Raw genomic sequence first — 26,199 nt, forward strand, 5'->3', positions numbered from 1 at the left:
CCCACCATGTCGCTGCAGGAATACCGCCGCAAGCGCCGCTTCGGAGAAACACCGGAGCCGGACCATGACCCGCAGGGCGCCACGGCACGCCGCCCGATCTTCGTGGTGCAGCTGCACCATGCGAGCTCGCGGCATTACGACTTCCGCCTGGAAGCCGACGGCGTGCTGAAGAGCTGGGCGGTGCCGAAGGGGCCGTCCCTGCGCGTGGGCGAGAAGCGGCTGGCGGTGGAGGTGGAAGACCACCCCATTTCCTATGCCACGTTTGAAGGCGACATTCCGAAGGGCCATTACGGGGCCGGGCACGTGGACGTGTTCGACCACGGCACCTGGGCCTGCGAGGGCGACCCGCTGGAGGCGATCGCCGCCGGAAAACTGGACTTCGTGCTGCATGGCACCCGGCTCAACGGTGGCTGGAAGCTGGTACGCACCGCGATGAAAGGCCGCCAGCACCAATGGCTGCTGATCAAGCGCGATGACGGCGAGGCGCGCGATGCCGATGCCGACGCACTGCTGGAGGAACCCGTGGCGAAGACGAAGACCACTCGATCCACGAGAACCTCGACGACCTCAAAAGTTGCAACGAAGACCACGAAGACCACCACGACCCGGACCTCGAAACCGGCGTCCCGCCGCAATGCGGACGCGCGCTGGGCCAAGCGCGCGCTGCAACTCGAGCAGGCACGCGAAAAGCCCTACCCCCACGACTTCAAGCCGCAGCTCACCGACCACCGTGACAGTGCGCCCAATGGCGATGCCTGGCTGCACGAGATCAAATGGGACGGTTACCGCCTGCTGGCCGACGTTAGCGAGGGCGTGGTCTCGCTGCGCTCGCGCGGTGGATTGAACTGGAGCAATGATTTCCCCGAAGTGGTCCAGGCCATCACCGCTTTGCCGGTCACCGACCTGCGCCTGGATGGCGAACTGGTGGTGCTGGATGCCGATGGCCGTAGTGACTTCACCGCGTTGCAGAAGGTCATCGACGGGACCAGCAAGCAGCCGCTGCGCTATGTGGTCTTCGACATGCCCGGTATCGCGGGCGTGGACATCAGCCGCTCACCGCTGCTGGACCGCAAGCAGCTGCTGAAGGACCTGCTGGGCGATGTGCCTGGCACCCTGGCCTACAGCGACCATGTGCTGGACCATGGCTCGGAGGTGTTTGCCGCCAGCGGCGCTGCGGGGTTTGAAGGTATCGTCAGCAAGCGGGTGGACGCGGCGTATGTCAACGCGCACTCGCCGACATGGGTGAAAGTGAAACACGAGAACACCGACGAGTTCCTGATCGTGGGCTACACCGATCCGAAGGGATCGCGCAGTGGATTCGGCTCGCTGCTGATGGCCACCCCCGATAAAAGCGGCCTGCGTTACGTAGGCCGCGTGGGAACCGGCTTCGACGACGCGAAGCTGGCGGCCATGCACAAGCAGCTCAAGGCGCTGGCGACCGACAAGGCGGCGGTGGCCCTGCCTTCGCACGTGCCGTTCAAGGCCAGCAGCGTGCATTGGGTGAAGCCCACGCTGGTGGCCGAAGTCGCGTTCCGGGGCTGGGCCAAGGAAGGGTTGCTGCGCCAGGCCAGCTTCAAGCGTCTGCGCGACGACAAGCATGCGAAGGATCTGGGTGTGGCGTCGACGAAGCCCGCCGGCAACGCGGTGCCAGCGAAATCAAAAGCCAAGGCAAAACACCGAGGCGATGACGCTGCGGACGTAACCATCAGCCATCCCGAACGCGTCGTCTTCGCCAGGGCGAAGCTCACCAAGGGCGACGTAGCCTACTACTACCGGCAGATGGCGCGATGGATCCTGCCGGAGGTCGGGCGTCGCCCACTGTCGCTGCTGCGCTGCCCCGACGGCGTGGATAAGCAATGCTTCTTCCAGAAGCACCACGGCACCGGCCTGGGCGACGCCGTGCAGGCGATACCGCTGCAGCAGAAGAGCGGGCGCGAGGAGTACCTGTACGTCGAAGATGTGGAAGGGCTGCTGCAACTGGTGCAGATGAACACCCTGGAGCTGCATCCGTGGGGCGCCACGGTGGACGACCCGGAACATCCGGACCGGCTGGTGTTCGACCTGGATCCGGGCGAAGGCGTGACCTGGACCGCGATCAAGGCGGCCGCCCGTGACATCCGTGCGCGGCTGCAGGAAGTGGGACTCGAAAGTTTCGTGCGTCTCTCTGGCGGCAAGGGCGTGCACGTGGTGGTGCCGTTGAAGCCCAGGGCGGACTGGGCGCAGGCCAAGGACTTCTGCGAATCATTCGCGCAGGCCATGGCCGAGCACGCGCCGGAGCGCTACGTGGCCACCATGAGCAAGGCCAAGCGCAACGGCGTGATCTTCATCGACTGGCTGCGCAATGCGCGTGGCGCAACGAGTGTGTGTTCGTGGTCCTTGCGCGCACGGCCGTCAGCGGGCGTTGCGGTGCCGCTGCGCTGGGAGGAGCTGGGCAGGATCACTGCCGCCGATGCCTTCCCGTTGGCGAAGGCGCTGCAGCGGGCGCAGCGGCTGAAAGCCGATCCCTGGGAAGGGATCGAAGACGTGGATCAGGTGTTGCCGACGGTGTGATGCGGTGTTCGCATCGCGTGGAGCCGGCCGGCGGCCGGCACTACGGCGTGTCGCGCGGCCGCTGCTGCGTAGTGCCGGCCGCCGGCCGGCTCCACGGAATGCTACCGAGGCCGATAGCGCGCCCCAATCCAGATCCCAACTGCCTGCACCGGCAGCGACACCAGCAGCGTCACCACGAACCAGAACGGGAAGTCGTTGCCCAGGTCCCACGCCGCAAACGCGGACGCACCGGCAATGAGAAACCACACCACGCCGCCATGCACGTACGGCGCATTCGGCGCATAGCGCGCAGCGAAGGCCGTGGCCGCCACCCCACCGGCGATGGTCCAGGCCAGGTCCCACGCCAGCCGCAGCTGGCTGTCGCCCAGTCCCACCCACGGCGCGGTCCAGCCGGCGATGCCACTGACCATGCCCAGCACGAACAGCGCCACCACCACCGACAACACGGACAGCACTACGGTTCTAGCGATCGACAAACCAGACATGGGTCACACAGACGGCAACGGAACTGCCGTCATTATGAGCGCCTCAGCCGACCAGCGCAGCCGATGCCCTTGCCAGACCTTCAATGCCCGCCCAGTCCTTCGCCTGCAGCAGCGCACGCGTGGTCAGCCACGAACCGCCCACGCACAGCACGTTGGGCAGGTGCAGGAAGTCGCGCGCAGTCTGCGCGCTGATGCCGCCGGTGGGACAGAAGCGCACGTCGCCGAACGGGCCGTTCCAAGCCTGCAGCATGCCGATGCCACCGGCCTGCACTGCGGGGAAGAACTTGAAGGTATCGAGCCCCTGTTCCAGGCCCAGCATCAGCTCCGACGAGGTCGCCACGCCCGGCAGGAACGGCAGGTCGGTGTCGCGCGCGGCGGCGTACAGCCGCTCGGTAGCGCCCGGCGCCACCGCGAACCGTCCGCCCACGGCCTTTACCTTCTCCATCTGCGCGGCCGTCAGCACCGTGCCCGCGCCCACCACCGCGTCCGGCACGGCTTCGACCATCGCCTGGATCGCATCCATCGCCACGGCGGTGCGCAGGGTCACCTCGATCACGGGCAGGCCGCCGTTGAACAGGGCCTGGGCCACCTGGACGGCTTCGTCCACGCTCTCCGGGGTGTACACCGGAATCACCGGGGCCAGTTTCAATACTGCGCGTACGCGCGGATCAGCGCCGGACATCGAATCGCTCCTCGCCCGTCAGGGCCAGTACGTCAGCTTCACTGACGGGGTTGAAATCACCGGGGATCGAATGCTTCAGGCTGGCCGCAGCCAAGCCGAAACGCACGATCGCGTCCGGTTCGAAGCCCTGCATCATGCCATGCAGGATCCCGGCAGCGAATGCATCGCCACCGCCGATGCGGTCGACAATCCCGATCATCTCGCGGGTAGGCGCCACCGCTCGCGTACCGTCGCGACCCAGCAGCATCGCGCCCAACGCATGGTGGTCCACGCTGTGCGTGGTGCGCTGCGTGCAGGCCATCCACTGCAGGCGCGGGAACGCGGCGAACGCCTGCACGGCGGCGGCGTCCACGCGCTCGGCCAGCGCGGCCTGCTCGAACTGCCCGCCCAGCACCACGCCGATGTCGCGGTAGTCGGCGAAGGCGACCGTGGCGCAGGCGAACAGCTCACGCAGGATGGCCGGCGCATCGCCTTCCCAGCGCGCCCACAGCGAGGGCCGGAAGTTGCCGTCGAAGGACACCTTGACCCCACGCTCGCAGGCGGCGCGCGCGGCCACCAGGGTGGCCTCGGCCATGGCCGGGTTCAGCGCCGGGCTCACCCCGGAAAGGTGCAGCCACTGCACGCCGCGCAGCAGGGTGTCCCAGTCGTAGTCGCTGGCCTGGCCCAACGAGAACGCCGAGTCCACGCGGTCGTAGACCACTTCGCTGGCGCGCTGCACCGCGCCAGTGGTGAGGAAGTACACGCCCATGCGGCCCGGGCGGGTCTGCACGTGGGCGGTGTCCACCCCGTGCCGGCGCAGTTCGCCGGCCACGTACTGGCCCAGCGGATTGGCCGGGAGCGTGCTGACCATCTGCACACTGTGCCCGAAGTGGGCCAGCGACACGCCCACGTTGGCCTCCGCGCCGCCGGCGTGCACCGCCAGCTGCGGCGTCTGCAGCAACAGTTCACGGCCCGGCGCACTCATGCGCAGCAACAACTCCCCGAAACAGACAACACGACTCATGGCGATGGATCCTTCGTGGTGGTCATGACCCGGGGACAGGCCCCGAATCGCAATGGCTAGCGGTGTCATTCTAGCGGTGTGGCGCGCTCCGTCCACCGGTTCGGAAGGCAGAACCTTTGTCCCGCAGGCGTCTACGGGACATTGCAGGTCTGTTGCGGTGCAAGATGCTCGATTCCCAACGGACTGTTAACGTCGGCTCTGACCAGCGGTGTCATTGCACTGACATGTCGCCGGATAGCTGTTTCATGTAGCACCTTGGGAGAGGGAAAACATGCAATATCGAAACATCCATAAAAAGACACCGGTTACCTTGCTCGCCCTGTCGATAGGCCTGGCGCTGAGCGGAACCACCCTGGCGCAGGACCCGGCCCCGGCTTCGGCCACCGACCTGGACACCGTCACCGTCACCGGCTACCGCGCCAGCGTCGAGAAGGCGCTGGACATCAAGCGCGGCGAAGCCGGCGTGGTCGACGCCATCGTCGCCGAAGACATCGGCAAGTTCCCTGATCTGAACCTGGCCGAGTCGCTGCAGCGCGTGCCCGGCGTGGTCATCACCCGCGAAGCCGGCGAAGGCCGCAACATCTCGGTGCGCGGCTTGGGCCCGGACTTCACCCGCGTACGCATCAACGGCATGGAAGCGCTGACCACGGTCGGCGCCGGCGACCAGAGCGGCGGCACCAACCGCGGCCGCGGCTTCGACTTCAACGTGTTCGCCTCGGACCTGTTCTCGCAGCTGCTGGTGCGCAAGACCGCCTCGGCCGACGTGGAAGAAGGCTCGCTGGGTGCCACCGTCGACCTGCGCACCGCGCGCCCGTTCGACTACGACGGCTTCACCTTCGCCGCCAGCGGCCAGGCCAGCTACAACGCGATGGCCGAAAAGGCCGACCCGCGCGTGGCCGCGCTGATCTCCAACACCTGGGCTGATGGCACCTTCGGCGCGCTGCTGTCGGTGGCCTACTCCGAGCGCCAGGCGCTGGAAGAAGGCTCCAACACCGGCCGCTGGGCCAACGGCCCGAGCAACGGCAACTTCAATGCGGCGTCGCCGTTCACCCAGGCGCGTTCGGCCAGCGTGTACCACCCGCGCTTCCCGCGTTACGTGCAGATGGAGCACGAGCAGAAGCGCCTGGGCGTGACCGGCACCCTGCAGTGGAAGCCGACCGACGCCACCGAAATCTCGCTGGACACGCTGTACTCGAAGATCGACGCCAAGCGCGACGAGCACTACATCGAAGCCATTTCCTTCAGCCGCGGCACCAGCACCACCCCGCGCCTGGTCGGCAAGCCGGCGATGATCGTCAAGGACGGCGTGATCGAGAACAACGCGCTGGTCTACGGTGAATTCGACAACGTCGACATCCGCACCGAAAACCGCCACGACGAGTGGAGCACCGAGTTCAAGCAGATCGCCCTGAACGGCCAGCACCGTTTCGGCGACGACTTCACCTTGTCCGGCAAGGTCGGCATCTCGCGCTCCAAGCACGAGAACCCGATCCAGACCACCATCATCATGGATAAGTACGATGTGGACGGTTACAGCTACGACTACCGTGGCAACAGCCGTTTCCCGAAGCTGAACTACGGTATCGACCCGACCAACCCGGTGGGCTGGGAACTGGCGGAAATCCGCCTGCGCCCGCAGTACGTGGACAACGACTTCGACACCGGCCAGGTCGACTTCAACTGGAACCTGAGCCCCGGCTTCCGCCTGAAGGGCGGCATCCTGGCCAAGAACTACACCTTCGACACCGTGGAACTGCGCCGCGCCAGCGAGCTGGCCGTGCCGAACTTCCCCAACGGCACCAAGATCGTGCCGGTGGACATGACCCAGCAGGCCGGCCTGAAGGGAATCACCGGTACGCCTGACCAGTGGGTGGTGCCGAACCTGGACGCCATAGCCGACCAGTTCGACATCTACAGCAACAGCGGTACCTTCGCCGTCGCCCCGCGCGCCAACAACTCGCGCAGCGTCGAAGAAGAAGACCGTGGCGGCTACCTGATGGGCGAGTTCTCCACCGAACTGGGCAGCATTCCGTTCTCGGGCAACTTCGGCGTGCGCTATGTAAAGACCAAGCAGAGCTCCACCGGTCTTTCCACGCTGGCCACCGGCACCGTGGCAACCACGGTGGATCGTGAGTACGACGACACCCTGCCCTCGTTCAACCTGGTCGCGGAAATCACCCCGGACTTCCTGATCCGCCTCGGTGCGGCCAAGGTGATGAGCCGCCCGGGCCTGGGCAGCCTGACCCCGGGCGCCACCGTGGCCGTAGCCGGCGGTGCGCGCACCATCTCCAGCGGCAACCCGTACCTGGACCCGATCCGCGCCAAGAACGTGGACCTGGGCTTCGAGTGGTACTTCTCCGAAGGCGCGATGGCCGGCATCGGCCTGTTCTACAAGGACATCGAAAGCTTCGTGCAGACCACCCGCGAAGTGGCGCCGTACAGCGCCAGCGGCCTGCCCGACTCGCTGCTGATCGGTACCGGCGCGTCGCCGTCGGATGACTTCACCTACACCAAGCCGGTCAACACCCCGGGTGGCGAACTGCACGGCGTGGAAGCGAACTACATCCAGCCGTTCACCTTCCTGCCGGGCAACTGGTCGAACCTGGGCATCCAGTTGAACTACACCTGGGTCGAATCGCAGATCCAGTACATCAACTCCAGCGGCCAGCCGGTGATGAAGGCCGACCTGACCGGTCTGTCCAAGTCGTCCTGGAACGCCACGCTGTTCTATGAAGGCACCGTCTGGTCCGGCCGCGTGTCGGCCACCAACCGCGACGACTACCTGACCCAGGTGCCCGGCACCGAAGCAGGCTTCAACGTGGACGGTACCCACGGCATGACCGGCACCACCTTCATCGACGCCTCGATCCGCTATGCGATCAGCGACCAGCTGGAGCTGAGCCTGGAAGGCATGAACCTGACCAACGAGGCCAGCGACGAGTGGGTGTACTCGCCGGCCACCGGTCGCCTGCCGCTGCAGTACACCGAAACCGGCCGGCAGTACCAGCTGGGCGTTCGTTACAAGTTCTGAGTGCGCGTAACCGGCAGCGGCGTGGGCAACCACGCCGCTGTTGCGGCGCAAGATGCCGCACTGCTTCCCGTTTGCTAGTTTCTGGCGGCCCTGCGCACACGCTGCGGCCGTGGTGATGTGCTGTGGAAAGGAAAGGTCACATGGTGCTTTGGGGTGGGGTGGTTCGGGCCGTTTCGGGCGTTGACGGGTATGCGAGGGTCGGCCGACGGCCGACGCTACCGCGAACGTTGGCACTGGCGGTGTTGGTGGCCTTGTCCGGTACCGCCGCCGCGCAGAGCACGCCACAGCTGCTGTTCCATGTCTCGGCCGAGCACGGCCTGGAGGCCGACCACGCCGAAGGCGATGCCGTTCCCAACTTCGTCGACAAGGTCACCACCGTGGCCGACGGTGCGCGTGGACGCGGCATCCAATGGGCCGACGACGGTGTGCTGTCGTGGAACGCCCCGGGCAATATCCAGGCGCAGCGCGGGACCCTGGGTTTCTACTGGCGCCCGCGCTACGCGGTGGGCGAAGCGCCGTTCGTGATCTTCCGGGTCGGCTACGCCGACCACAGCAGCTGGGACATGGCCTGGCTGCGCATCGACTGGAACGGTCACGGCTTCGATGCCTTCGTGACCGACGCCAACCTGGCGCGCACCCGCGTGTCGTTCAAGCTCGACAAGACGCCCGATCCCCAGCAGTGGCAGCACATCGCCTTCGGCTGGGACGAAAACCACGGCGTGCGCCTGTACGTGGACGGCAAGGAGGTCGCCCGCGCGGAGACCACCGCCGACTATGACGCGGCGCTGGACCAGCTCGGCCTGGCCGGGCGGGTGATGGCGCCCTACCAGGTGCAGAGCCGCTACAACTTCCTGCGTGGCAGCGATTTGGACGAGATCCGCGTCTACGATCGCCTGCTCGACCCCGCCGGCGTGGCGGCGCTGGCTGCCAACAAGGCGCCGGGCAGCAGCGTGGCCGACACCGGTCCGACGCGCGCCTGGAACCATCGTTTCGGGTGGGACAACGCCGCACCGCCGGTGCTCAGCGCACCCACCACGACCATCCGCAAGATCGAGTTCGCCGATACCAAGGACCACAAGCAGTGGATGTGGAAGGCGACCGACGGCATCGCCGAAACCACCTGGCCGGGCGTGTACAACCGCTCGCGCCTGCCCGGCCGCAACGACTACTTCCAGCTGCCGGACTGGAACACCTACGTGGAAGGCGGCCAACAGCTCGACCTGACCGTTCCCGCCGGCGAGACCGTCAACCGCGTTGAAGTGCGCGGCGCGGCCTTCGGTGGGCTCAGCCACAGCGCCGGCGATGCCGCTGCCACGCCGCTGCTGCAGCGCCCGCAGGGCGTGGTGCGCAGCGTGGACGACATTCCGGCGCAGACCGGTGGCGTGCTGCACTTCCGCAATACCGCACAGGAAACGCCGATCCAGGAAATCTGGGCTTACCAGGTCAGCGACGCCGCCGAGCCGGAAGGCACGGTGAAGCAGCGCTACCTGATCGACAGCCAGGCCCTGCCCGACTACCTCAACATCACCACCCTGCGCGAGTACATCGACGGCCGCTACCCGGCCGCAGAGCGCAGCACGGTGATGGCGCTGCCCAAGGGCGCCGGCTCGCGCCGTCGCGGTGCAGACACGCTGCCGGCCCATCCGCTTCCGATCGTGCACGTGCTGATTCCTTCCGGCGTGGGCGACGCCCCGGCTGCGCAGCCGCTGATCCGCAGCTGGGCGCACAGCTGGGAGAACATGTACGACGGACTCGACGGCGTGGCCATCGACCTGCCGGCGCTGGACCTGCCGGCCGCGCGCGATGGATTGATCCCGCTCAACATCCGCATCAAGGACCCGATCTGGCCGGCGCGCGACATGATCGATGTGTCGGTCTCGGTAAAGCCGAACCAGAAGCGCACGCTGTGGCTGGACCTGCGCGACCGCATCCTCACCGCCGACAGCCTGTGGATCAGCATCGCCTCGGGCGCGCCAGGCTTCAACGCCGGCTCGCTGGACGGTGCGGAGATCCGCATGGTCTACAAGGACCGCGCCGAAGCGAAGAAGGAACACGTGGCCGACCGTTTCAACCAGGCGCGCGACAACTGGGGCTTCCTGGTCGAAGAGCACACCACCTCCAAGCGCCAGCGCCTGTATGCGCGCGTGTACGCGGACCTGAGCGACCTGCTGCGGGTGGACCCGGACCACGCGCTGGGGCGCCTGTACTGGAACTACATCAGTTACAACAGCCAGGGCAAACCGCCGTTCACCCAGCCCGAAGCGCCCAAGGGCGTGCCACTGTGGGCGTTCCGGCAGACTGAAGACCTCAAGTACGTACGTCGCTTCGTGGACTGGTGGATCGACAACCGGCAGATCGCCTACGGCGACTTCGGCGGCGGCATCTCCGACGATACCGACCTGACCCAGCAGTGGCCGGGGCTGGCGCTGATGGGCGTGCAGCCGGACCGCCTGAACCGCTCGCTCACCGCGTTGTCCGACGCGGTGTACCGCAACGGCATGTTCTCCAACGGCCTGAGCACCATCGAAACCGATGAGCTGCATTCCTACGAAGAAGGCATCAACGCCAACAGCGCGATGCTGTACCTCAACTGGGGCGATCCGCTCACCCTGGAACGCCTGATGGAAACGGTGAAGGCGTTCGACGAGCGCATCATCCTGCCCAATCCACAGGGCAACCTGCTGTTCTCCAGCAACTGGTTCGGCGGCAACAAGGTGTATCGCGAGCCGAACTGGCAATGGCAGAAGCCGTATTCGTTCCCGGCGCTGCACCCGGCCTTCCTGGTCGGCCAGTACAACGCCGACCCGACCGGCCGCAAGCTGGTCACCGGGCTGGCCGACAGCTACCTGGCGCACGCCTACACCGACGACAAGGGCCGCTGGGCGCTGCCCAACGAGATCAACTGGCAGACAGGCAAGGTGCGCGGCGGTGAGCTCAACAACGGCTCGGGCGGCGGCGATGTGATGCACACGTTCTGGGCGGCCTGGCGCTGGAGCGGCGACGACAAGTATTTGAAGGCGTTGGACTACCGCGTGCAACGTGGCGGCCCCGGCGCATTGGCCAACCTGGGCGAGAACTTCGTCGAGGTGCTGGGCAAGGGTGCCGAATGGAACCCGAAGCTGGTGGCCGATGCGGACGCCGGCAACACCGGGTTCTCAAGCCTGATGGCGTGGCAAGCCACCGGCGACAAGAAGTACCTGGAAGCGCTGCATGCCGACGGCATCCAGGCCAAGGCGCAGCGCGAGTACATGAACACTGAAGGCCACTGGTGGTCCGACCGCGTGGAAGCGCCGAGCGAGTTCCTGCAGCGGGCACGCCTGGGTGGCATTGCCCTGAAGCGCAACCAGAGCTGGCCCGGGCACACGGTGAGCTGGCGCTTCGCGCAGCCTGACGCGGCCGAGCAGGTGGCGCTGCTGGTGCATGCGCCGTCCACCGAGCACTTCAAGGTCATTGCGTACAACACCGGCAAGCATGCGGTGGATGCGGAGATGAGTACCTGGAACGTCACCGCCGGGCAGTGGCGGATGACCAGCGGCGTGGACCGTGACGGCGACGACCGCATCGATGGCAAGGGCGAAACGCGTGAGGTATCGCTGGAGCGCAGTGCAAGCCTTCCGCTGCGGTTCGCACCGGGCGTGGCGCAGGTGTTCGAGTTCGAACTGATCAAGGCCGGTACGCCGGTGGAGCTGCGCCCCGACCTGGGCGTGGGTCGTGGCGATGTGCGCGTTGACGGACGCCAGGTGCACGTGACCGTGCACAGCTTGGGGCACGTGGGCACACCGGTGGGCACGGCGGTGCTGGAGGACGCGAACGGGCGTGAGCTGGCGCGTATCGAGATTCCGGCGATGGAAGCGCCGGTGGATCTGGTGCCGAAGACGACCACGGTGAGCCTGCCGTTGCCAGCGTGTAATCGCAGCGGCCTTCGCGTGCGCGTGGAGCTGCAGGATGGCGGCGCGGAAGTCACCCAGCGCAACAACACCGTGACCTTCTGACGTAGAGCCGGGCTCTGCCCGGCTCTACAGCGTGACGGTGCCCTCGATGCAGGTCACGCACGTTCCCCCGATCCACAACGCATCGCCATCACGCTCCACCTGCACCCGCCCCGCACGCCCCAACACGGTGCCCTGGCTGATCACATACCGCGTCGGCGCCTCGCCCAGCAACCACCGCGCAATGCCCGCATTGAGGCTGCCGGTCACCGGATCCTCCGGCGCCGCCTCGCCGGCGATGAACGCACGCGACTCGTACTGCGCGTCTACGCCGTCGCTTTCGCTGCACGCGGCAAACACGCCCACCATCAATCCGTCCAACGCCGCGTAGTCCGGCCGCACCGCCAACACGGCTGCCCGGCTTTCCAGGCGCACCACGATCCACGGCGGCCCGTTGTCCACCCACCGGGCGTCCACCACGTCGTCGGCGGCCACGCCAAGGCCTGCAACAACGCGCTCCCGCAACGCGGGCACCAGCGGCCCCTCGCGCAACAGCGGCGGCGCATCGAAGGCAAATCCGGTCTCGCTTCGACGAATCCGCACCAGCCCGATCCCGCACTCCTGCACGATCTCTGCGCCCCGCGGTACGCCACCATTGGTCAACCAGGCATGGCAGCTGCCCAGGGTGGGATGCCCGGCGAACGGCAACTCGCCCAGCGTGGTGAAGATGCGCACGCGGTAATCCGCTCGCGGGTCGCGCGGTGCGGAAACGAAGGTGGTTTCGCTCAGGTTGGTCCAGCGGGCGAATGCCGCCATGCGGGCGTCGCTCAGCCCTTCGCCGTTGAGAACCACCGCAAGCGGGTTACCCAGCAGCGGATCGGTGCTGAAAACGTTGACCTGGGTGAACGGGTGTGTGGACACGGATACTCTCCTGTCATGCGATGAATACGTTTGCGCAGATCGCGTCAGCCAAGCCTGTCAATCCAATGCCGTGGCAGCCATGGTCCATGCAGTTCGCGACAAAGTTTGGACCTCTCGCCCTGTTAGGAATGAGTGTAGTTCACGGCGCGCCAAAGTGTGAGCGAGTTCGCGAGGCGCCTAGAAAACCTTGCGGTTTGTAACACCTTATAACTTGTCATGCCGGCCTGCAGCTCTCCATGAGTTGATGATTCTCTGAAAAGCTCAGGGCGCCATTGCCATCATTTCGCCCCGTCGATACCGTCCGCGCCTCGTCAGTGTTCAAAAGAGGGAACAGCCCATGGAACGGTGGAAGCGCAGCTTTGAAATGAAGCTCCCCATTGAGTCAGTTGGCTTCGTTCTTGCCGCCGCTTACGCGCTGTCCTGCTGGGCGGCGAGGCAGGTATCGATGGACCAGTTTCACCTTCCAGCTGGACTTCGTGTTGCTGCGCTTCTGATGTTTCCCATGCGCCTATGGCCGTACCTGATACTGGGTGAGTACGCGTACTTCGCGCATATGCGCTTTCCCATGATCGATACATATGGTTTGGCGTGGACTATTCTGTCTTCAGCATTTCTAATGCCTGCGGTTGCCCTGATCCTGCACTGGCATCGACGGTTGATGGATGCGAGAACAGACGCCTGGTTCATATCCGCCGCAATGACTTCCGCGGTGGTGGTAACACTGCTCAATCTAGGATTCTCGCATCTGCTATGGCCCGTTCCCCACCGCAACGATTTCCTGACAGACGCCACAAGAGGCGCGTTGGGCCAGTTCATAGGCATCCTCACGCTCGCGCCGCTGGCCCTGCTCTGGACACGTAGGAAGTCCGGCTGGGAGTGGAATCGACGATACGCTGCTGCGACCGCTGGTGCTGCCACCGTGATCGTGGGGTTGGGGCTGTTGACGCTTCTGGTTCCGGCCAGTGCACCATCGCTTAAAATCACGTTGCAGTTGCTGGTCGCGCTGCCTGCCATTGCCCTGACATGCATGCATGGATGGCGCGGTGCCGCGATAGCGGTCCCATTGGTGAACATGGTCATCGGATTGACAAGCAGAGGCAGCGAACCTTGGTCGTTCGACTCATCCACGTTCGTGGCACAGCAGATACTGATGATTGCGGGCGTGGCTTTGCTTACACTCGGGTACAGCATCAGTCACTACTATCACCACTACACAAGTGGTCGAAAGAGGGAGCTCGTAACGGCCGCGCATGCGAGGGCGTCGCACTTCGCCGGCGAGATGGACCTGCGTCGCCGCGTACTGGAGATGCGAAAGATGGGGGATGGCATCGACCATTCCCTAAGCGAGATTGCATACTACCTCCGGGACAATGGTCACCCGGACATGGCGCACTCGCTGCTGCAGGTGTCCGTCGCGAATTCTAGGAGATTTCGGGAGCACACGAGCCTGGTATACCCCACCGCTCTGGAACATGTTGGCCTTTACCTGAGCGTACAGTTGAGCGGCCTGGGAGAGCACTGGAGAAGCTCGCGTCGCGTGTTGTCTCCCCGGATGGTGGGCGATCCATGCGGGATGAGTACCGGTTTGCAGCTCGCTGCGTACCGTGTAATGGCGGAGGCAGTCTCGGTACTACTGGAGCACGAGGAAGACCGGATAAAGGTACATGCGCGCTGTGGCCAGATCGGCGACATGCGGGGAATCTTCGTTGTTGTCTCGCTGATCGACCCGCAAAGGCACATCGCGGAAGGGACAATGGGTATCACCATTGAGCGGCTTACAGGAAGGACGCTGCCCTACGGCGGCACTGTTCAGTGCCGCCGCAACCGGGTTCGGATTCTGCTGGTGGAATCCAGCGAGGTGGAGGAGCCGCCCCTGAAGTGAAGAGCCTTCAGGGGACCTCTTCCACCGACCAGACGGTGTTGCTGCCGTCCTGGTAGTGAATCAGGGAGATCTCCTCATCGGAGTAGACAAGGGTAGGCACGGCCTCTTCGGAAATCTTGAGGCGCCACGAGGGGAGCGAGGTTCTGGCGGATGGCTTGCCGGCAGGCAGCGCCCACATGATCTCGTCGACCTTTCCGACCACGACGTGGACGTTGTCGTTGCGATCATTGACCTGGTAATAGCGGATGCCATCGCGGTCGAAGCGGTAGGCCTTCCAGTTGTCGCTCAGACTCACGTTCGCGGTCGATGGGTGGGGGTGACCCAACCCCTGCGCCTCATTGCCATTCCAATCCTGTTGGGCATTTGAGACGGCAGGGGCGATGGTAAGCAGCAACGCAGTGGTGGCCATGACAATTGCTCGATTTTGCATGCTGTGCTCCAGCACTGGTGACGGGAAAATCCCGCACGATGCTAGGTAGCAGTGGCATCACAAGCTCTACACAATCTCTGATACGGGCCCGGAAAGGCCCGGAAGGAATGGACGCATCGATACGTGCGTCCTGCCGGCCGAAAGTCATGCGGGTCGATCACGTCAGCAGGGAAATCGCGTTGTCTAGAAAGCGAGTTTTTGAGGTTCCAGACGATCAGGCGTCGTCGGTTTCCAGTTCTTTCAGGCGGCGTTCGTACCAGCCGTTGCCTTCGGGTTCGAAGATGGCGGTACGGATCATTTCGCCCTGGTAGACGTGCACGGACACGGCGAGCTCGGTGTCGCTGGCGTTGCGGATAGTGTGGTATTCATGCGGCGGGATCAGGCTGCCGGCACTGCCGCAGCCGCCGACCACGGAAGGCTCGGCCTGGAAGCGGAAACGTTCGCCGTCGCGCTCGAGCAGGGCGTACTGGGTGACTTCCAGCTGGCCCAGCCACACCCCTTCCACGCACCACAGGCCGCTGTGGTCGTGCAGCGGCGTGCCCTGCCCCGGCGCCCAGCTCATTGCCACGATGCTGTAGCCCAGGGTCGGGCTGCGGTAGAGCTCGCGGCGGGCGTAGTGGTCGCTGATCGGCTGGTGCACGCACGCCGGCAGCTGGATGCGGCTGTCGGCGATGGCCTCGCACAGTGCGCCGCGCAGGGTCATGGCGATCTGCTGCGGATCGTCATTCTGGACCGCGTGATCGACGGCGGCGATCAATCGATCGCGTCCATGGAACCGCGGAAAGGCATCGCAATGGGCTTGCATGCCTCCAGTCTAGGCGATGAACGTTAAGGCGATGTTTGATCTGGATCACGGCAGATCGCCGCACGTTGGCCGGAAAATCAATCGATTTCCGTTGTTCGGTAGACTCAGCCTATCGGTATGCCCGGAAAGCGTGCCATTCACGACAACCGCGTAGCGACACGCCATGCGTGTCCCACGGATGGCTGGCCACGTTCTACACACGCATGGCGTGTTCTGGACACGCATGGCGTGTCCCTACGCGGTGCCGCGTTGGACGAACGGTGCCTGCTGGTACAACCTGCGCTCCCCACCCCGCGGGTCGTCGACCTGCTTCGACGTGGTGTCGAACACCATCGTCTGCCGCCGCTCCAACCCGTACGTCTCCCACTGCGGCAGGCCGCGATGGTTCGGGTTCCCGGTGCGGGCAAACGCCAGCAGCGCCTCGCTCATCACATCGGCCATGCGCTGCGCATCGGCCCCCTCCCCGGTGCGCGAGCCTTCCGCTCGCGTGTTATCGAACACCAGCGGGATATCCAGCGTATGGAAGGCGCCTAGTTTCCCGCCGTCCAGTGGTGATCCCCAGTCCAGCTGGTAGGCCCAGGTCGGTGCCCCCTGCCGGGCCCGCGCCTCCAGTTCCTCCACCGCGCCGCGCCAGGAACGCCCGGCCGTGGTGGCGGCAAAGAACACTTCCGACGGCGTGTAGTGCGGATACAGGCGCCGATATTCGGCGATCACCACCGAAGGCAGCAGGTCCACGAACTGCTCCTTTTCCAGCTTCGCCGGCAGCGTTTCCCAGCTCAGCGCGAAGTTGGCCGGATCGTTGCCGAGGAAGGCGCGGGTTTCGTCATGGGTGTTGCCGATCACCATCGGAATTTGTGCGGACTGCGCCGGCGCCTGTGGCCAGAACGGGTGCACCGGCAGGCTGCCGCCGTCCACCACCGGGCCGAAGTACAGCGAGGTGCTCTCCACCCGCGAGGGATCACGCGCGCGGGTGGCGGCCAGCAGGGCGTCGGCCGGGAGGGCCAGCAGCGCGTCCACGTCGCGCGCGCCCACCGCGTCCATCGCAATGCGTGCGCGCTGGGTGGCGGCCCGCGGCCCGGCGGCGGTGACCTGCTGGCCGCTCATCGTCCACGCGCGCTGGAACAGGCCGCGCGCGGCCGGCATGGCCATCAGCGTGGCGATCTTGGCGCCGCCGCCGGACTGGCCGAACACAGTGATGTTGTTGGGGTCGCCACCGAATTCGGCGGCATGTTCGCGAACCCACTGCAGCGCCTGGATCAGGTCGAGCTGGCCGACATTGCCCGAATCGACGAAGCGCGCGTCGCCCAGCTGCGCCAGATACAGGTAGCCGAACACGTTGAGCCGATGGTTCACCGTGACCACCACCACGTCGCCACGCCGGCACAGCGCGCTGCCGTCGTACTGCGGGTCGCTGCCCGATCCGTTGTTGTAGGCGCCACCGTGGATGTAGAACAGGATCGGGCGCGGTTTGCCATCGCGCAGCGCCGGGGTCCACACGTTGAGGTACAGGCAGTCTTCGCTGCCAGGGCCGTCGTCCTTGCTGCCCTGTGGCGCGGCAGGCCCGTAGGCCAGCGCGTCGCGCACGCCGCGCCATGGCAGCTCCTGCAGCGCCGGCTGAAAGCGGCGGGTGGCGGTGTCGGCGCCGTAGGGCACGCCCCGGAAGCTGTGCACGCCCTGCATGTAACGACCCCGCAAGCGCCCACTGCGGACCTTGGCCAGTGAATCGGAAGCGGCGCCGGCAGGTGCGTTGGCCAACGCAGCGGCCATCGGCGACGAACCGGCCGCCAGCATCAGCGCGTAACGCGCGCTGTCGCGCAGGAAACGGCGGCGCTGCAGGTCGGCCGGACTCATGGCGTGCCCTCCCCGCCCTGCGCCTGCATCCAGCGCAGCGCGAGCGTGGGCCATTGCGTGGTGGTCAGCGCGGCGGGAATGCGCACGCCGAAGCCATGGCCGCCGTGCGCGAACAGATGCATTTCACTGGGCACGCCCGCGTCGATCAGCGCCTGGTAGTACAGCAGGCTGTTCTGCACCGGCACCACGCTGTCGTCCTGCGCGTGCACCAGGAAGGTAGGCGGTGTCTGCGCGGTAACCTGGGACTGCTGGGAGAACTGCCTTTCCAGCGCGGCACTGGGCCGTTCGCCGAGCAGGCGGGAGCGCGAACCCGTGTGCGCATGCGCGCCCATGTCGATCACCGGGTACAGAAGCAGGGCGAAGTCCGGGCGCGCGCTGACCGCGTCCACGGCGTCACCGATGCCCGGGAGCGCGGTGGCGAATCCGGTGCTCAACCGCGCGGCCACGTGGCCGCCGGCGGAGAAGCCCATCACCCCGATCCGGTGCGGGTCCAGCTGCCACCGGCGCGCATTGCTGCGGATCAGGCGCAGGGCGCGCTGGGCGTCAGCCAGCGCCGCCTGGCGGTCATCACGGCCGGTCGGCAGGCGGTACCGCAGCACGAACAGGGTCACTCCGCCCTGCTCCACGAAGGCCGGCACCAGCGCAGTGCCTTCCTTGTCCAGCACGATGCGCTGGTAGCCACCGCCGGGAATGACCAGCAGCCCGCTGCCGTTGGGCCGGGCCGGGCGATAGGCCACCAGGTAAGGCGCACTGACGCTGTCGATGTAGCGGTCCGGAAGCGCGCTGTTGTCGCTGCGTTCGACGACGTTCGGCGCGCTGGCCGCACGCGGTTCACCCGGGACCTGACTGGCCGGCCACAGGTCGATGCGGTCTGGCGCGCCGGGAGCGGGCTCGGTCTGCGGCACTGGCCGTTCGGCCGCATCGGCCGGCAGCGGGACAGAGGCGAGGGCGGAAAGCAGGCAGCCCGCCAGCAGGGGCATCAACACGAGACAGCGCATCCGGGGATCCTTGGTATGGGAAACGACCGCGTGCCGGGCGCTGGCAGCTTCTGATGCGCTGCACATTGCCAATGACACCGGTTTACCATATACAGCTCATCCAAGCACTGTCGATGGGCAGTGCAACAAAACAACGGGAGACCCGCTTGAGCAACGATCAGGGCAAACAGGATCTGCCAGAACAGGGATTGGGCGACATCGCCCAGGCGTTCGTTTCGGCCCGCCAGCAGGGCCGGTCACTGCCGGATTTCCCGGGAACCATCCCGGACGACCTGGTCACCGCCTACCAGGTGCAGGACCACGCCATTGCGCTGTGGGACGCCGGGGTCGTGGGCTGGAAGGTCGGCTACATCGCCGCCGAGCGCCGCGATGCCTCCGGGGACGACCGCCTGCTGGGCCCGATCTTCTCCAATCGGCTCTGGAATGCTACCGGTGGAACAACCGACATTCCGGTGTTCGTGGGCGGCTTCGGCGCGGTCGAGGCTGAGTACGTGTTCCAGCTGACCGAGGACGCCCCCGCGGACAAGCTGCACTGGACCCCGGAAGAGGCCGAAGCTCAGCCGGCGCGGCTGTTCATCGGCGTGGAAGTGGCCAGCAGCCCGCTGGCCACGATCAACAAGCTTGGGCCGCTCGTGGTGGTCTCGGACTTCGGCAACAACAACGGCCTGGTGCTGGGCCCGGAGATTCCGGACTGGACAACGCTGGACGATGCCGACCTGCGTGCGGAAACCCGCATTGACGGCGAAGTGGTGGGTACCGGCGGCGCCACCCTGCTGCCTGGCGGCCTGCGCACCGCATTCGCCTTCGCCCTGGGCCGCTCTGCCCAGCGTGGTCGTCCGCTGAAGGCCGGCGATCTGATCGCCAGTGGCAATGCCACCGGTATCCATGACATCGCCGTAGGCCAACAGGCACTGATCCGTTTCGCCGGTTACGGCGACATTACCTGCAGGGCCATCGCCGCCGGGTAACCGGTCGGCCATGGCGAGTACGCTTGGGAGGGCGCAGATGATTACTCGCAGAAAGTTCCTTGCCACCAGCGTGGGCGCGCTCAGCGTGCCCCTGCTGTCGGCGGGGTGTTCACGTTCCAGCGCCGCGCCCGGTGGCGCGCGCCTGCTGACGGCCACGGATGTGCATGTGGCCGACTACCCCACCGTGACCGCGGTGAAGTGGATCGGCCAGCAGCTCGAAGAAAAAACCGGCGGCCGGCTGAAGCTGCGCCAGTACCACTCCGGCCAGCTGGGCCGCGAGTCCGAAGCAATCGACATGGCGCGCTTCGGCGTCATCGACATCACCCGCGTGTACGCCGGAGCGCTCAACAATGCGTTCCCGCTGACCCAGGCGCTGTGCCTGCCGTACGTGTTCGAGTCGGTGGCGCACATGCGTCGCGCACTCGATGGCGGCATCGCCGACGACGTGCTGCGCGGCCTTGAAAGTCGCGGCCTGGTGGGCCTGGCCATCTACGATTCCGGCGCACGCTGCTTCTACAACACCAAGCATCCGATCGTGGAACCGAAGGACCTGCACGGCCTGAAGCTGCGCGTGGCCTCGTCGGACATCTTCATCCAGCTGATGCGCCTGCTCGGTGCCAACCCGACCCCGATGTCGCTGGGCGACACCTTCTCGGGCATGGAAACGCACATGATCGACGGTGCGGAAAACAACATGCGCAGCTTCCATTCCAGCCGCCATTTCGAAGCGGCGCGCTACTGGTCGCAGAGCGATCACTCCTATGCGCCGGACGTGCTGCTGATGTCGCGCCGCACCTTCGAGGAACTCAGCCCGGCCGACCGCCAGCTGCTGCTGCAGACCGCGCGCGAATCGGTGGGCGTGATGCGCCAGCAGTGGGATGCTTCGGAAAGCACCGCGCGCCAGGCCGTGGCCGACTTCGGCATCCAGTTCAACGAGGTCGACATGCCGGCCTTCCGCAAGGCCGCCGACCCGTTGCTGCAGCAGTACCTGCAGCGGCCGGAACTGGCCGCGCTCACCCGTCGCATCCGCGACTTCGCCTGAGGACCAACGCGATGTCAGAGACGACTTCCGGAATCATCGCCGACGTTCGCTCGGCGCCCCAGCGTGCGCTGGACCTGATTGCCGACATCACCATCCATATCGCCGTGCTGGCGCTGCTCGGGCTGGTGGTGGTGCAGGGCTGGCAGGTGTTCGCGCGCTATGTGATCAACGATTCGCCGAGCTGGACCGAGCCGGTCACCCTGCTGCTGCTGGCCACGGCGATGAGCCTGGGCGCGGCCACCGGTGTGCATACCCGCCGCCACTTCGGCTTCTACCTGCTGGCCGCGCACATGCAACCGGGCCTGCGCCGCGCGGTGGACGTGTTCGGTTCGCTGGTGGTGGCGGTGCTGGGCGTGGTGATTGCCTGGTGGGCCGGGGTGCTGCTGATGGACGGGCTGGACATCAAGGCCGCCGGCGCCAACCTGCCACAGAGCATCAACTACCTGCCGCTGTGCATCGGCGGCGCGCTGATGGCGCTGTTCGCGGTGAACCAGATGGTGCAGACCGTGCAACCGGCTGCTGTCGCAGAAGCAGAGGGAGACCGCTGAGTCATGGGTATTACGATTCTTTTCACTGTATTTGCGGTGCTTCTCCTGCTCGGCGTGCCGGTGGCGTATGCGCTCGCGGCGGCGGCCCTGGCTACGCTGTGGTACCTGGACCTGCCCACGCTGGTGCTGGTGCAGCAGATCTCGGCCGGTACCGGCTCAGCGTCGTTGATCGCCATTCCGTTGTTCATCTTCGCCGGCGAAATCATGATGCGCGGCGGCATCTCCGAGCGCCTGATCGCGCTGGCCTCGTCGCTGGTCGGGCGCCTGCGCGGCGGCCTGGGCCAGGTCTCGATCCTGTCCTCGCTGTTCTTCGGCGGTGTGTCCGGCTCGGCGATTGCCGACGTGTCGGCGGTCGGCGGCACGATGATTCCGCAGATGGTCAAGCGCGGCTATGACCGCGACTTCGCGGTTAATGTGAGCATCACCGCCGCGCTGGTGGCGCTGCTGGTGCCGCCGTCGCACAACCTGATCCTGTTCTCGGCCGCCGCCGGTGGCGGGCTGTCCATCGCCGACCTGTTCGCGGCGGGCATCGTGCCGGCGCTGCTGATGACGGTGACGCTGATGGTCACCGGGTACATGGTGGCGCGCCGACGCGGCTACGGGGTGGAAGTGTTCCCGGGCTGGCGCGCGGTGCTGCTGCGCATGGTCTCCGCCCTGCCCGGCCTGGGCCTGGTGGCGCTGATCTTCATCGGTATCCGCGCCGGCATCTTCACCGCGGTGGAGAGCGCGGCCATCGCCGTGGTGTACGCGCTGCTGGTGACCACCGTGCTGTACCGCCAGCTCAACTGGCGCGAGTTCATGGCTACGGTCACCCATGCGGCACGCAGCACCGGCGTGATCCTGTTCGTGATTGCCACCGCGGCCGTGTTCGGCTGGCTGCTGGCCTACCTGCAGGTGCCGGCGGCGGCGGTGGAGTTCCTGCAGTCGTTCGCGCACAGCAAGTTCATGGTGTTGCTGATGATCGTGGTGATGTTGTTGCTGCTCGGCACCTTCATGGACCTGGCACCCATGATCCTGATCTGCACGCCGATTTTCCTGCCGGTGGCCAAGGCCTACGGGATCGATCCGATCCACTTCGGCCTCGTATTGGTGCTGACCGGTGGCCTCGGGCTGGTCACCCCGCCGGTGGGCTCGGTGCTGTTCATCGGCACCGCCATCGGCAAGATCAGCGTAGGCGAAAGCATGCGCTCGATCTGGCCGTTCTGGTTCGCCGCGGTGGCCGTGCTGCTGATCGTGACCTTCTTCCCGCAGCTGTCGCTGTGGTTGCCGGCGCTGCTGCGCGCCTGATTGTGTGGCGGCTTCGGCCGCCACGCTGTTGATGGAGAAACACCCATGCATCTGAAGACCCTGCTGGCCGGGCTGGTGACCGCTGGCCTGTTGCTCACCGGCGCCGCACACGCGGCCGACGCTGCCGCACCCACCTGGAAGCGCGGCATCGAAAACCAGCGCCAGGCCGACCTCGGCAACGGCACCTTCCTCAACCCCGTGTTCGCCGGCGACCGCCCGGACCCATCGGTGCTGAAGGACGGCGACGACTACTACCTTACCCTGTCCTCGTTCGACGCCTACCCCGGCCTGCCGATCTGGCACTCGCGCGACCTGGTGAACTGGCAGCCGCTGGGCCACGCGATCACGAAGAACGTGGGCGCGATCTGGGCGCCGGACATCGTCAAGCATGAAGGCCGCTACTACATTTACTTCCCGGCGCGCACCGGCGAAACCCGCAGCAATTTCGTGGTCTGGTCCGACAGCATCCGCGGGCCGTGGAGCGAGCCGATCGACATCGGTCTGGGCGGCTACATCGACCCCGGGCATGCAGTGGGGGAAGACGGCAAGCGCTACCTGTTCCTGAGCGGCGGCGCTTATGTGCAGCTGGCGGATGACGGGCTGAGCGTGGTCGGCACGCCCAAACACGTCTACGACGGCTGGAAGTACCCGGAAAGCTGGGACGTGGAGGCGTACGCGCAGGAAGGCCCGAAGATCAATTTCCACAACGGCTGGTACTACATGACCACCGCCGTGGGCGGCACCGCCGGCCCGCCGACCGGACACATGGTGATCACCGCGCGCTCGCGCTCGATCCATGGGCCATGGGTGAACGCGCCGAACAACCCGATCACGCGTACGAAGTCGGCGGCCGAGCCGTGGTGGTCGCGCGGCCACGCCACGGTGGTGGAAGGCACCGACGGGCGCTGGTGGATGATCTACCACGGCTATGAGAACGGTTACTGGACGTTGGGTCGGCAGGCCCTGCTGGAACCGATCGAGTGGACCGACGACGGCTGGTTCGTGGCCAAGGGCGGCGACCTCGGCCAGCCGCTGGCCAAGCCCTCGGGCGAATCGGTGGGCCAGCACGGCATGGCGCTCTCGGACGACTTCGGCGGCAGCACGCTGGGCGCACAGTGGAGCTTCTTCAACCCCGCCCAGGACGAGTACAAGCGGTTGGGCTTCAGCGCCGACGGCATGACCCTGCAGGGCAAGGGCGACACCCCGCGCGACAGTTCGCCGCTGACCGCCATTGCCGGCGACCAGGCCTACCAGTTCGAGGTCGAAATGGACATCGAACCCGGCGCGGTGGGCGGTGCCCTGCTCTTCTACAGCGACCGCCTGTACGTGGGCGTGGGCAGCAACGGCGAGAAGTTCATCATGCATCGCTACGGCGAGGAGCGCCCCACCCGGCTGGAGCGCAGTGCCAAAGGCGGCAAGCTGTGGCTGCGGGTGACCAACAACCGGCACATCGTCACGATCCATTCCAGCACCGATGGCAAAACCTGGAAGAAGTACCCGGTTCAGATGGAAGTCTCCGGCTACCATCACAATGTGGCCGGGAAGTTCCTCGCCCTGAAGCCGGCCCTGTACGCTGCCGGCGACGGCAAGGTCCACTTCCGCCAGTTCCGCTACCGCGCCCTCGATTGAGTGGGCCGGTAGACTCTTTCGACCTCTCTCGGTTTGAACACATGTCACTGCGCAGCAAGAGCGACCCGGCAACGAACGGGTTGACCAAGGGCAAGGCCGCCACGATCAACGACATCGCGCGGCTGTCGGGTGTTTCCAAGAAAACGGTTTCTCGGATCATCAACAACTCGCCGCTGGTGCGCAAAGACACCCGCGAGAAGGTCGAAACGCTGATGCGCGAGGTCGGCTACACGCCCGACCCGCTGGCCCGTGGCCTGGCCTTCCGCCGCTCCTTCCTGATCGGCATGGTCTACGACAACCCCACCGCGCAGTACATCGTGGACATGCAGTACGGCGCGCTGGACGCGCTGCGCGGCTCCAGCTTCGAGCTGGTGGTGCACCCCTGCGACTCGCGCAGCCCCGGCTACATCGAAGGCGTGCGCCGCTTCGTGCAGCAGCAGAAGCTGCATGCGGTGATCCTGGTCCCCCGTGCTTCGGAAGACCAGGCACTCGTGGACATGCTGGACGAGATCGGCTGCCGCTTCACCCGCATCGCCTCGGCGGCGCTGGATGAAACCTCGCAGATGGTGGTCACCCACGACCGCGACGGCGCCGCCGAAGCGGCCGACTACCTGCTCTCGCTGGGTCACCGCGACATCGCCTTGGTCACCGGTCCCAGTGCCTACCGCTCGGCCCACGACCGCACCGCCGGCTTCGTGGAGGCGTTGGCGCAGCGTGGCATCGAGCTGCCGCCGGGGCGCATCATCGAGGCCGGCTACACCTTTGAGTCCGGCGTGGCTGCCGCCGAGAAGCTGCTGCTGGGCAAGACCCGCCCGACCGCGATCTTCACCGGAAACGATGAGATGGCCGCCGGTATCTACAAGGTGGCGCTGCGCACCGGGATCAGCATCCCAAGGCAGCTGTCCATCATCGGCTACGACGACAGCCCGCTGGCCTCGCGCCTGTGGCCGTCGCTGACTTCGGTGCGCCGCCACACGCGCGACACCGGGCGCACCGCGGCTGCCATGCTGATCCAGCCCGAGGGCCAGGCCGCGCTGCAGATCGCCAGCGTGCGCCCGCACCTGATCGTTCGGGATTCCTGCCAGCCGCCCGAGGATTGACCGCATAGCGGTCAGTCCCCGGGCGGCTGTAGATCATGGCCGCTGGCCATGATTCCTCAGCCCTGTAACCCTGACCCTCCTTTCCGCCGGGCCCACCCCTACCGCACCGCAAAATGACACCGGTTTCCTGTCTCGCTACAATGCAGGAAATCGCGCCGGGGCCGACCCGTCGGCCCACCCCTGCTCTGGAGACGCCATGTACTGCAAGACCCACTACGCCACCCATCCCGACGCCATCAAGGGCGCCAGCAACGACGACCTGCGCGAGCTGTACCTGCTCGACGGCCTGTTCAATGCCGACGCGGTGACCCTGAAGTACACCCACTACGAGCGTTTCGTGCTGGGCGGCGCCGCCCCGGTGAAGGGCCCGGTGTCCCTGCCGAAGCAGACCGAACCGGCCTCGGCCGCCGGCCATGCCTTCCTGGAACGCCGCGAGCTGGGCGTGATCAACGTGGGCGCCGGCAGCGGCACGGTGACCGTGGATGGCACCGTGTACAAGTTGGGTCCGAAGGACGGCCTGTACGTGGCGATGGGCAGCGAAGACGTGGTGTTCGCCTCGGATGACGCCGCCGCTCCGGCGCAGTTCTACCTGGCCTCGACCCCGGCGCATGCGCGCTTCGAGACCAAGCAGCTGTCGATCAAGGACGCGGTTGCACTGGAGCGCGGCGCGCTGGAAACCAGCAACGAGCGCACCATCTACCAGTACATCGTACCGGCGACCTGCCAGAGCTCGCAGCTGCTGCTGGGCCTGACCGTGCTGAAGCCGGGCAGCGTGTGGAACACCATGCCGCCGCACCTGCACGACCGTCGCAGCGAAGTGTATTTCTACTTCGACCTGGGCCAGAACGACCGCGTGTACCACTTCATGGGCGAGCCGGACGCGCAGCGCCACATCGTCATCCAGAACAACGAAGCGGTGGTGTCGCCGCCGTGGTCGATCCACATGGGCGCCGGTACCAGCAACTACGCCTTCATCTGGGCGATGGGCGGCGAAAACCTGGACTACACCGACATGCACGTGCTGGACATCTGCCAGCTCAAGTGACCCACACCGCGCC

19 protein-coding genes are annotated in these 26,199 nt (G+C 66.2%); 11 read left to right on the top strand and 8 right to left on the bottom strand.

Annotated features, from left to right (window positions below; translation table 11 throughout):
- Positions 1-6: 6 nt before the first annotated feature.
- Entirely contained in the window at positions 7-2,550 is a 2,544-nt protein-coding gene (gene ligD / locus PDM28_RS00415; RefSeq protein WP_311183345.1) for a DNA ligase D, read from the top strand.
- Between the two features lie 101 nt (positions 2,551-2,651).
- On the opposite strand, the gene PDM28_RS00420 is transcribed toward ligD, so the two are convergent.
- From PDM28_RS00420 to PDM28_RS00430, 3 genes are read right to left on the bottom strand one after another with little or no spacing between them, the layout of a single operon-like run.
- Positions 2,652-3,035 carry a hypothetical protein gene (locus PDM28_RS00420; protein ID WP_311183346.1) on the bottom strand — a complete coding sequence of 128 codons (384 nt, stop codon included), beginning with the start codon at positions 3,033-3,035 and terminating at the stop codon, positions 2,652-2,654.
- A 43-nt stretch (positions 3,036-3,078) separates the two neighbouring features.
- Positions 3,079-3,717: a bifunctional 4-hydroxy-2-oxoglutarate aldolase/2-dehydro-3-deoxy-phosphogluconate aldolase gene (gene eda, locus PDM28_RS00425; RefSeq protein ID WP_311183348.1), complete on the bottom strand. Its 639-nt coding sequence runs from the start codon at positions 3,715-3,717 to the stop codon at positions 3,079-3,081.
- Positions 3,704-4,720, bottom strand: coding sequence for a sugar kinase (locus tag PDM28_RS00430; RefSeq protein ID WP_425507618.1), 1,017 nt, complete (start codon positions 4,718-4,720; stop codon positions 3,704-3,706). Before PDM28_RS00430 ends, eda begins: the two co-directional genes overlap by 14 nt.
- Before the next feature lie 271 nt (positions 4,721-4,991).
- Between PDM28_RS00430 and PDM28_RS00435 the strand changes: the two genes are divergently transcribed.
- Both PDM28_RS00435 and PDM28_RS00440 read left to right on the top strand, forming a co-directional pair.
- Entirely contained in the window at positions 4,992-7,751 is a 2,760-nt protein-coding gene (locus tag PDM28_RS00435; protein WP_311183349.1) for a TonB-dependent receptor, read from the top strand.
- 245 nt (positions 7,752-7,996) lie between these two features.
- Positions 7,997-11,743 (top strand): LamG-like jellyroll fold domain-containing protein, encoded by a 3,747-nt coding sequence (locus PDM28_RS00440; protein ID WP_425507619.1) that lies wholly within the window; start codon positions 7,997-7,999, stop codon positions 11,741-11,743.
- Between the two features lie 24 nt (positions 11,744-11,767).
- On the opposite strand, the gene PDM28_RS00445 is transcribed toward PDM28_RS00440, so the two are convergent.
- The gene (locus tag PDM28_RS00445) at positions 11,768-12,601 is read right to left on the bottom strand and encodes a PhzF family phenazine biosynthesis protein (RefSeq protein ID WP_311183351.1); all 834 of its coding nucleotides are present in this window, start codon (positions 12,599-12,601) and stop codon (positions 11,768-11,770) included.
- 337 nt (positions 12,602-12,938) lie between these two features.
- Here PDM28_RS00445 and PDM28_RS00450 point away from each other — a divergent pair, with 337 nt between their 5' ends.
- The gene (locus PDM28_RS00450) at positions 12,939-14,483 is read left to right on the top strand and encodes an MASE1 domain-containing protein (protein WP_311183352.1); all 1,545 of its coding nucleotides are present in this window, start codon (positions 12,939-12,941) and stop codon (positions 14,481-14,483) included.
- Positions 14,484-14,490: 7 nt separating this feature from the next.
- Here the strand turns inward: PDM28_RS00450 and PDM28_RS00455 are convergent, their stop codons facing one another.
- The 4 genes from PDM28_RS00455 to PDM28_RS00470 form a co-directional block, all read right to left on the bottom strand.
- The gene (locus PDM28_RS00455) at positions 14,491-14,892 is read right to left on the bottom strand and encodes a hypothetical protein (RefSeq protein WP_311183353.1); all 402 of its coding nucleotides are present in this window, start codon (positions 14,890-14,892) and stop codon (positions 14,491-14,493) included.
- 235 nt (positions 14,893-15,127) lie between these two features.
- Complete coding sequence (locus tag PDM28_RS00460; protein ID WP_311183354.1) at positions 15,128-15,718, bottom strand: cysteine dioxygenase family protein; 591 nt, start codon at positions 15,716-15,718, stop codon at positions 15,128-15,130.
- A gap of 234 nt (positions 15,719-15,952) precedes the next feature.
- On the bottom strand, positions 15,953-17,569 hold the full coding sequence (locus PDM28_RS00465; protein ID WP_425507620.1) for a carboxylesterase/lipase family protein: 1,617 nt from the start codon (positions 17,567-17,569) through the stop codon (positions 15,953-15,955).
- Entirely contained in the window at positions 17,566-18,567 is a 1,002-nt protein-coding gene (locus tag PDM28_RS00470; RefSeq protein ID WP_311183355.1) for an alpha/beta hydrolase, read from the bottom strand. Before PDM28_RS00470 ends, PDM28_RS00465 begins: the two co-directional genes overlap by 4 nt.
- Before the next feature lie 146 nt (positions 18,568-18,713).
- Here PDM28_RS00470 and PDM28_RS00475 point away from each other — a divergent pair, with 146 nt between their 5' ends.
- The 7 genes from PDM28_RS00475 to kduI all read left to right on the top strand — a co-directional run bounded on the left by PDM28_RS00475 (position 18,714) and on the right by kduI (position 26,186).
- Positions 18,714-19,535 carry a 2-keto-4-pentenoate hydratase gene (locus PDM28_RS00475; RefSeq protein ID WP_311183356.1) on the top strand — a complete coding sequence of 274 codons (822 nt, stop codon included), beginning with the start codon at positions 18,714-18,716 and terminating at the stop codon, positions 19,533-19,535.
- Between the two features lie 37 nt (positions 19,536-19,572).
- The gene (locus tag PDM28_RS00480; RefSeq protein ID WP_311183357.1) at positions 19,573-20,577 is read left to right on the top strand and encodes a TRAP transporter substrate-binding protein; all 1,005 of its coding nucleotides are present in this window, start codon (positions 19,573-19,575) and stop codon (positions 20,575-20,577) included.
- A gap of 11 nt (positions 20,578-20,588) precedes the next feature.
- Entirely contained in the window at positions 20,589-21,125 is a 537-nt protein-coding gene (locus tag PDM28_RS00485) for a TRAP transporter small permease (protein WP_311183358.1), read from the top strand.
- A 3-nt stretch (positions 21,126-21,128) separates the two neighbouring features.
- Positions 21,129-22,412, top strand: coding sequence for a TRAP transporter large permease (locus PDM28_RS00490; RefSeq protein ID WP_311183359.1), 1,284 nt, complete (start codon positions 21,129-21,131; stop codon positions 22,410-22,412).
- Positions 22,413-22,457: 45 nt separating this feature from the next.
- Positions 22,458-24,041, top strand: a complete 1,584-nt coding sequence (locus tag PDM28_RS00495; RefSeq protein ID WP_311183360.1) for a family 43 glycosylhydrolase — start codon at positions 22,458-22,460, stop codon at positions 24,039-24,041.
- A 41-nt stretch (positions 24,042-24,082) separates the two neighbouring features.
- On the top strand, positions 24,083-25,141 hold the full coding sequence (locus PDM28_RS00500; protein ID WP_102946948.1) for a LacI family DNA-binding transcriptional regulator: 1,059 nt from the start codon (positions 24,083-24,085) through the stop codon (positions 25,139-25,141).
- A 196-nt stretch (positions 25,142-25,337) separates the two neighbouring features.
- Positions 25,338-26,186 (top strand): 5-dehydro-4-deoxy-D-glucuronate isomerase, encoded by an 849-nt coding sequence (gene kduI, locus PDM28_RS00505; RefSeq protein ID WP_311183361.1) that lies wholly within the window; start codon positions 25,338-25,340, stop codon positions 26,184-26,186.
- The last annotated feature ends 13 nt before the right edge of the window (positions 26,187-26,199 follow it).

This window comes from Stenotrophomonas aracearum, assembly GCF_031834615.1.
GTDB classification, from domain to species: Bacteria; Pseudomonadota; Gammaproteobacteria; order Xanthomonadales; family Xanthomonadaceae; genus Stenotrophomonas; species Stenotrophomonas aracearum.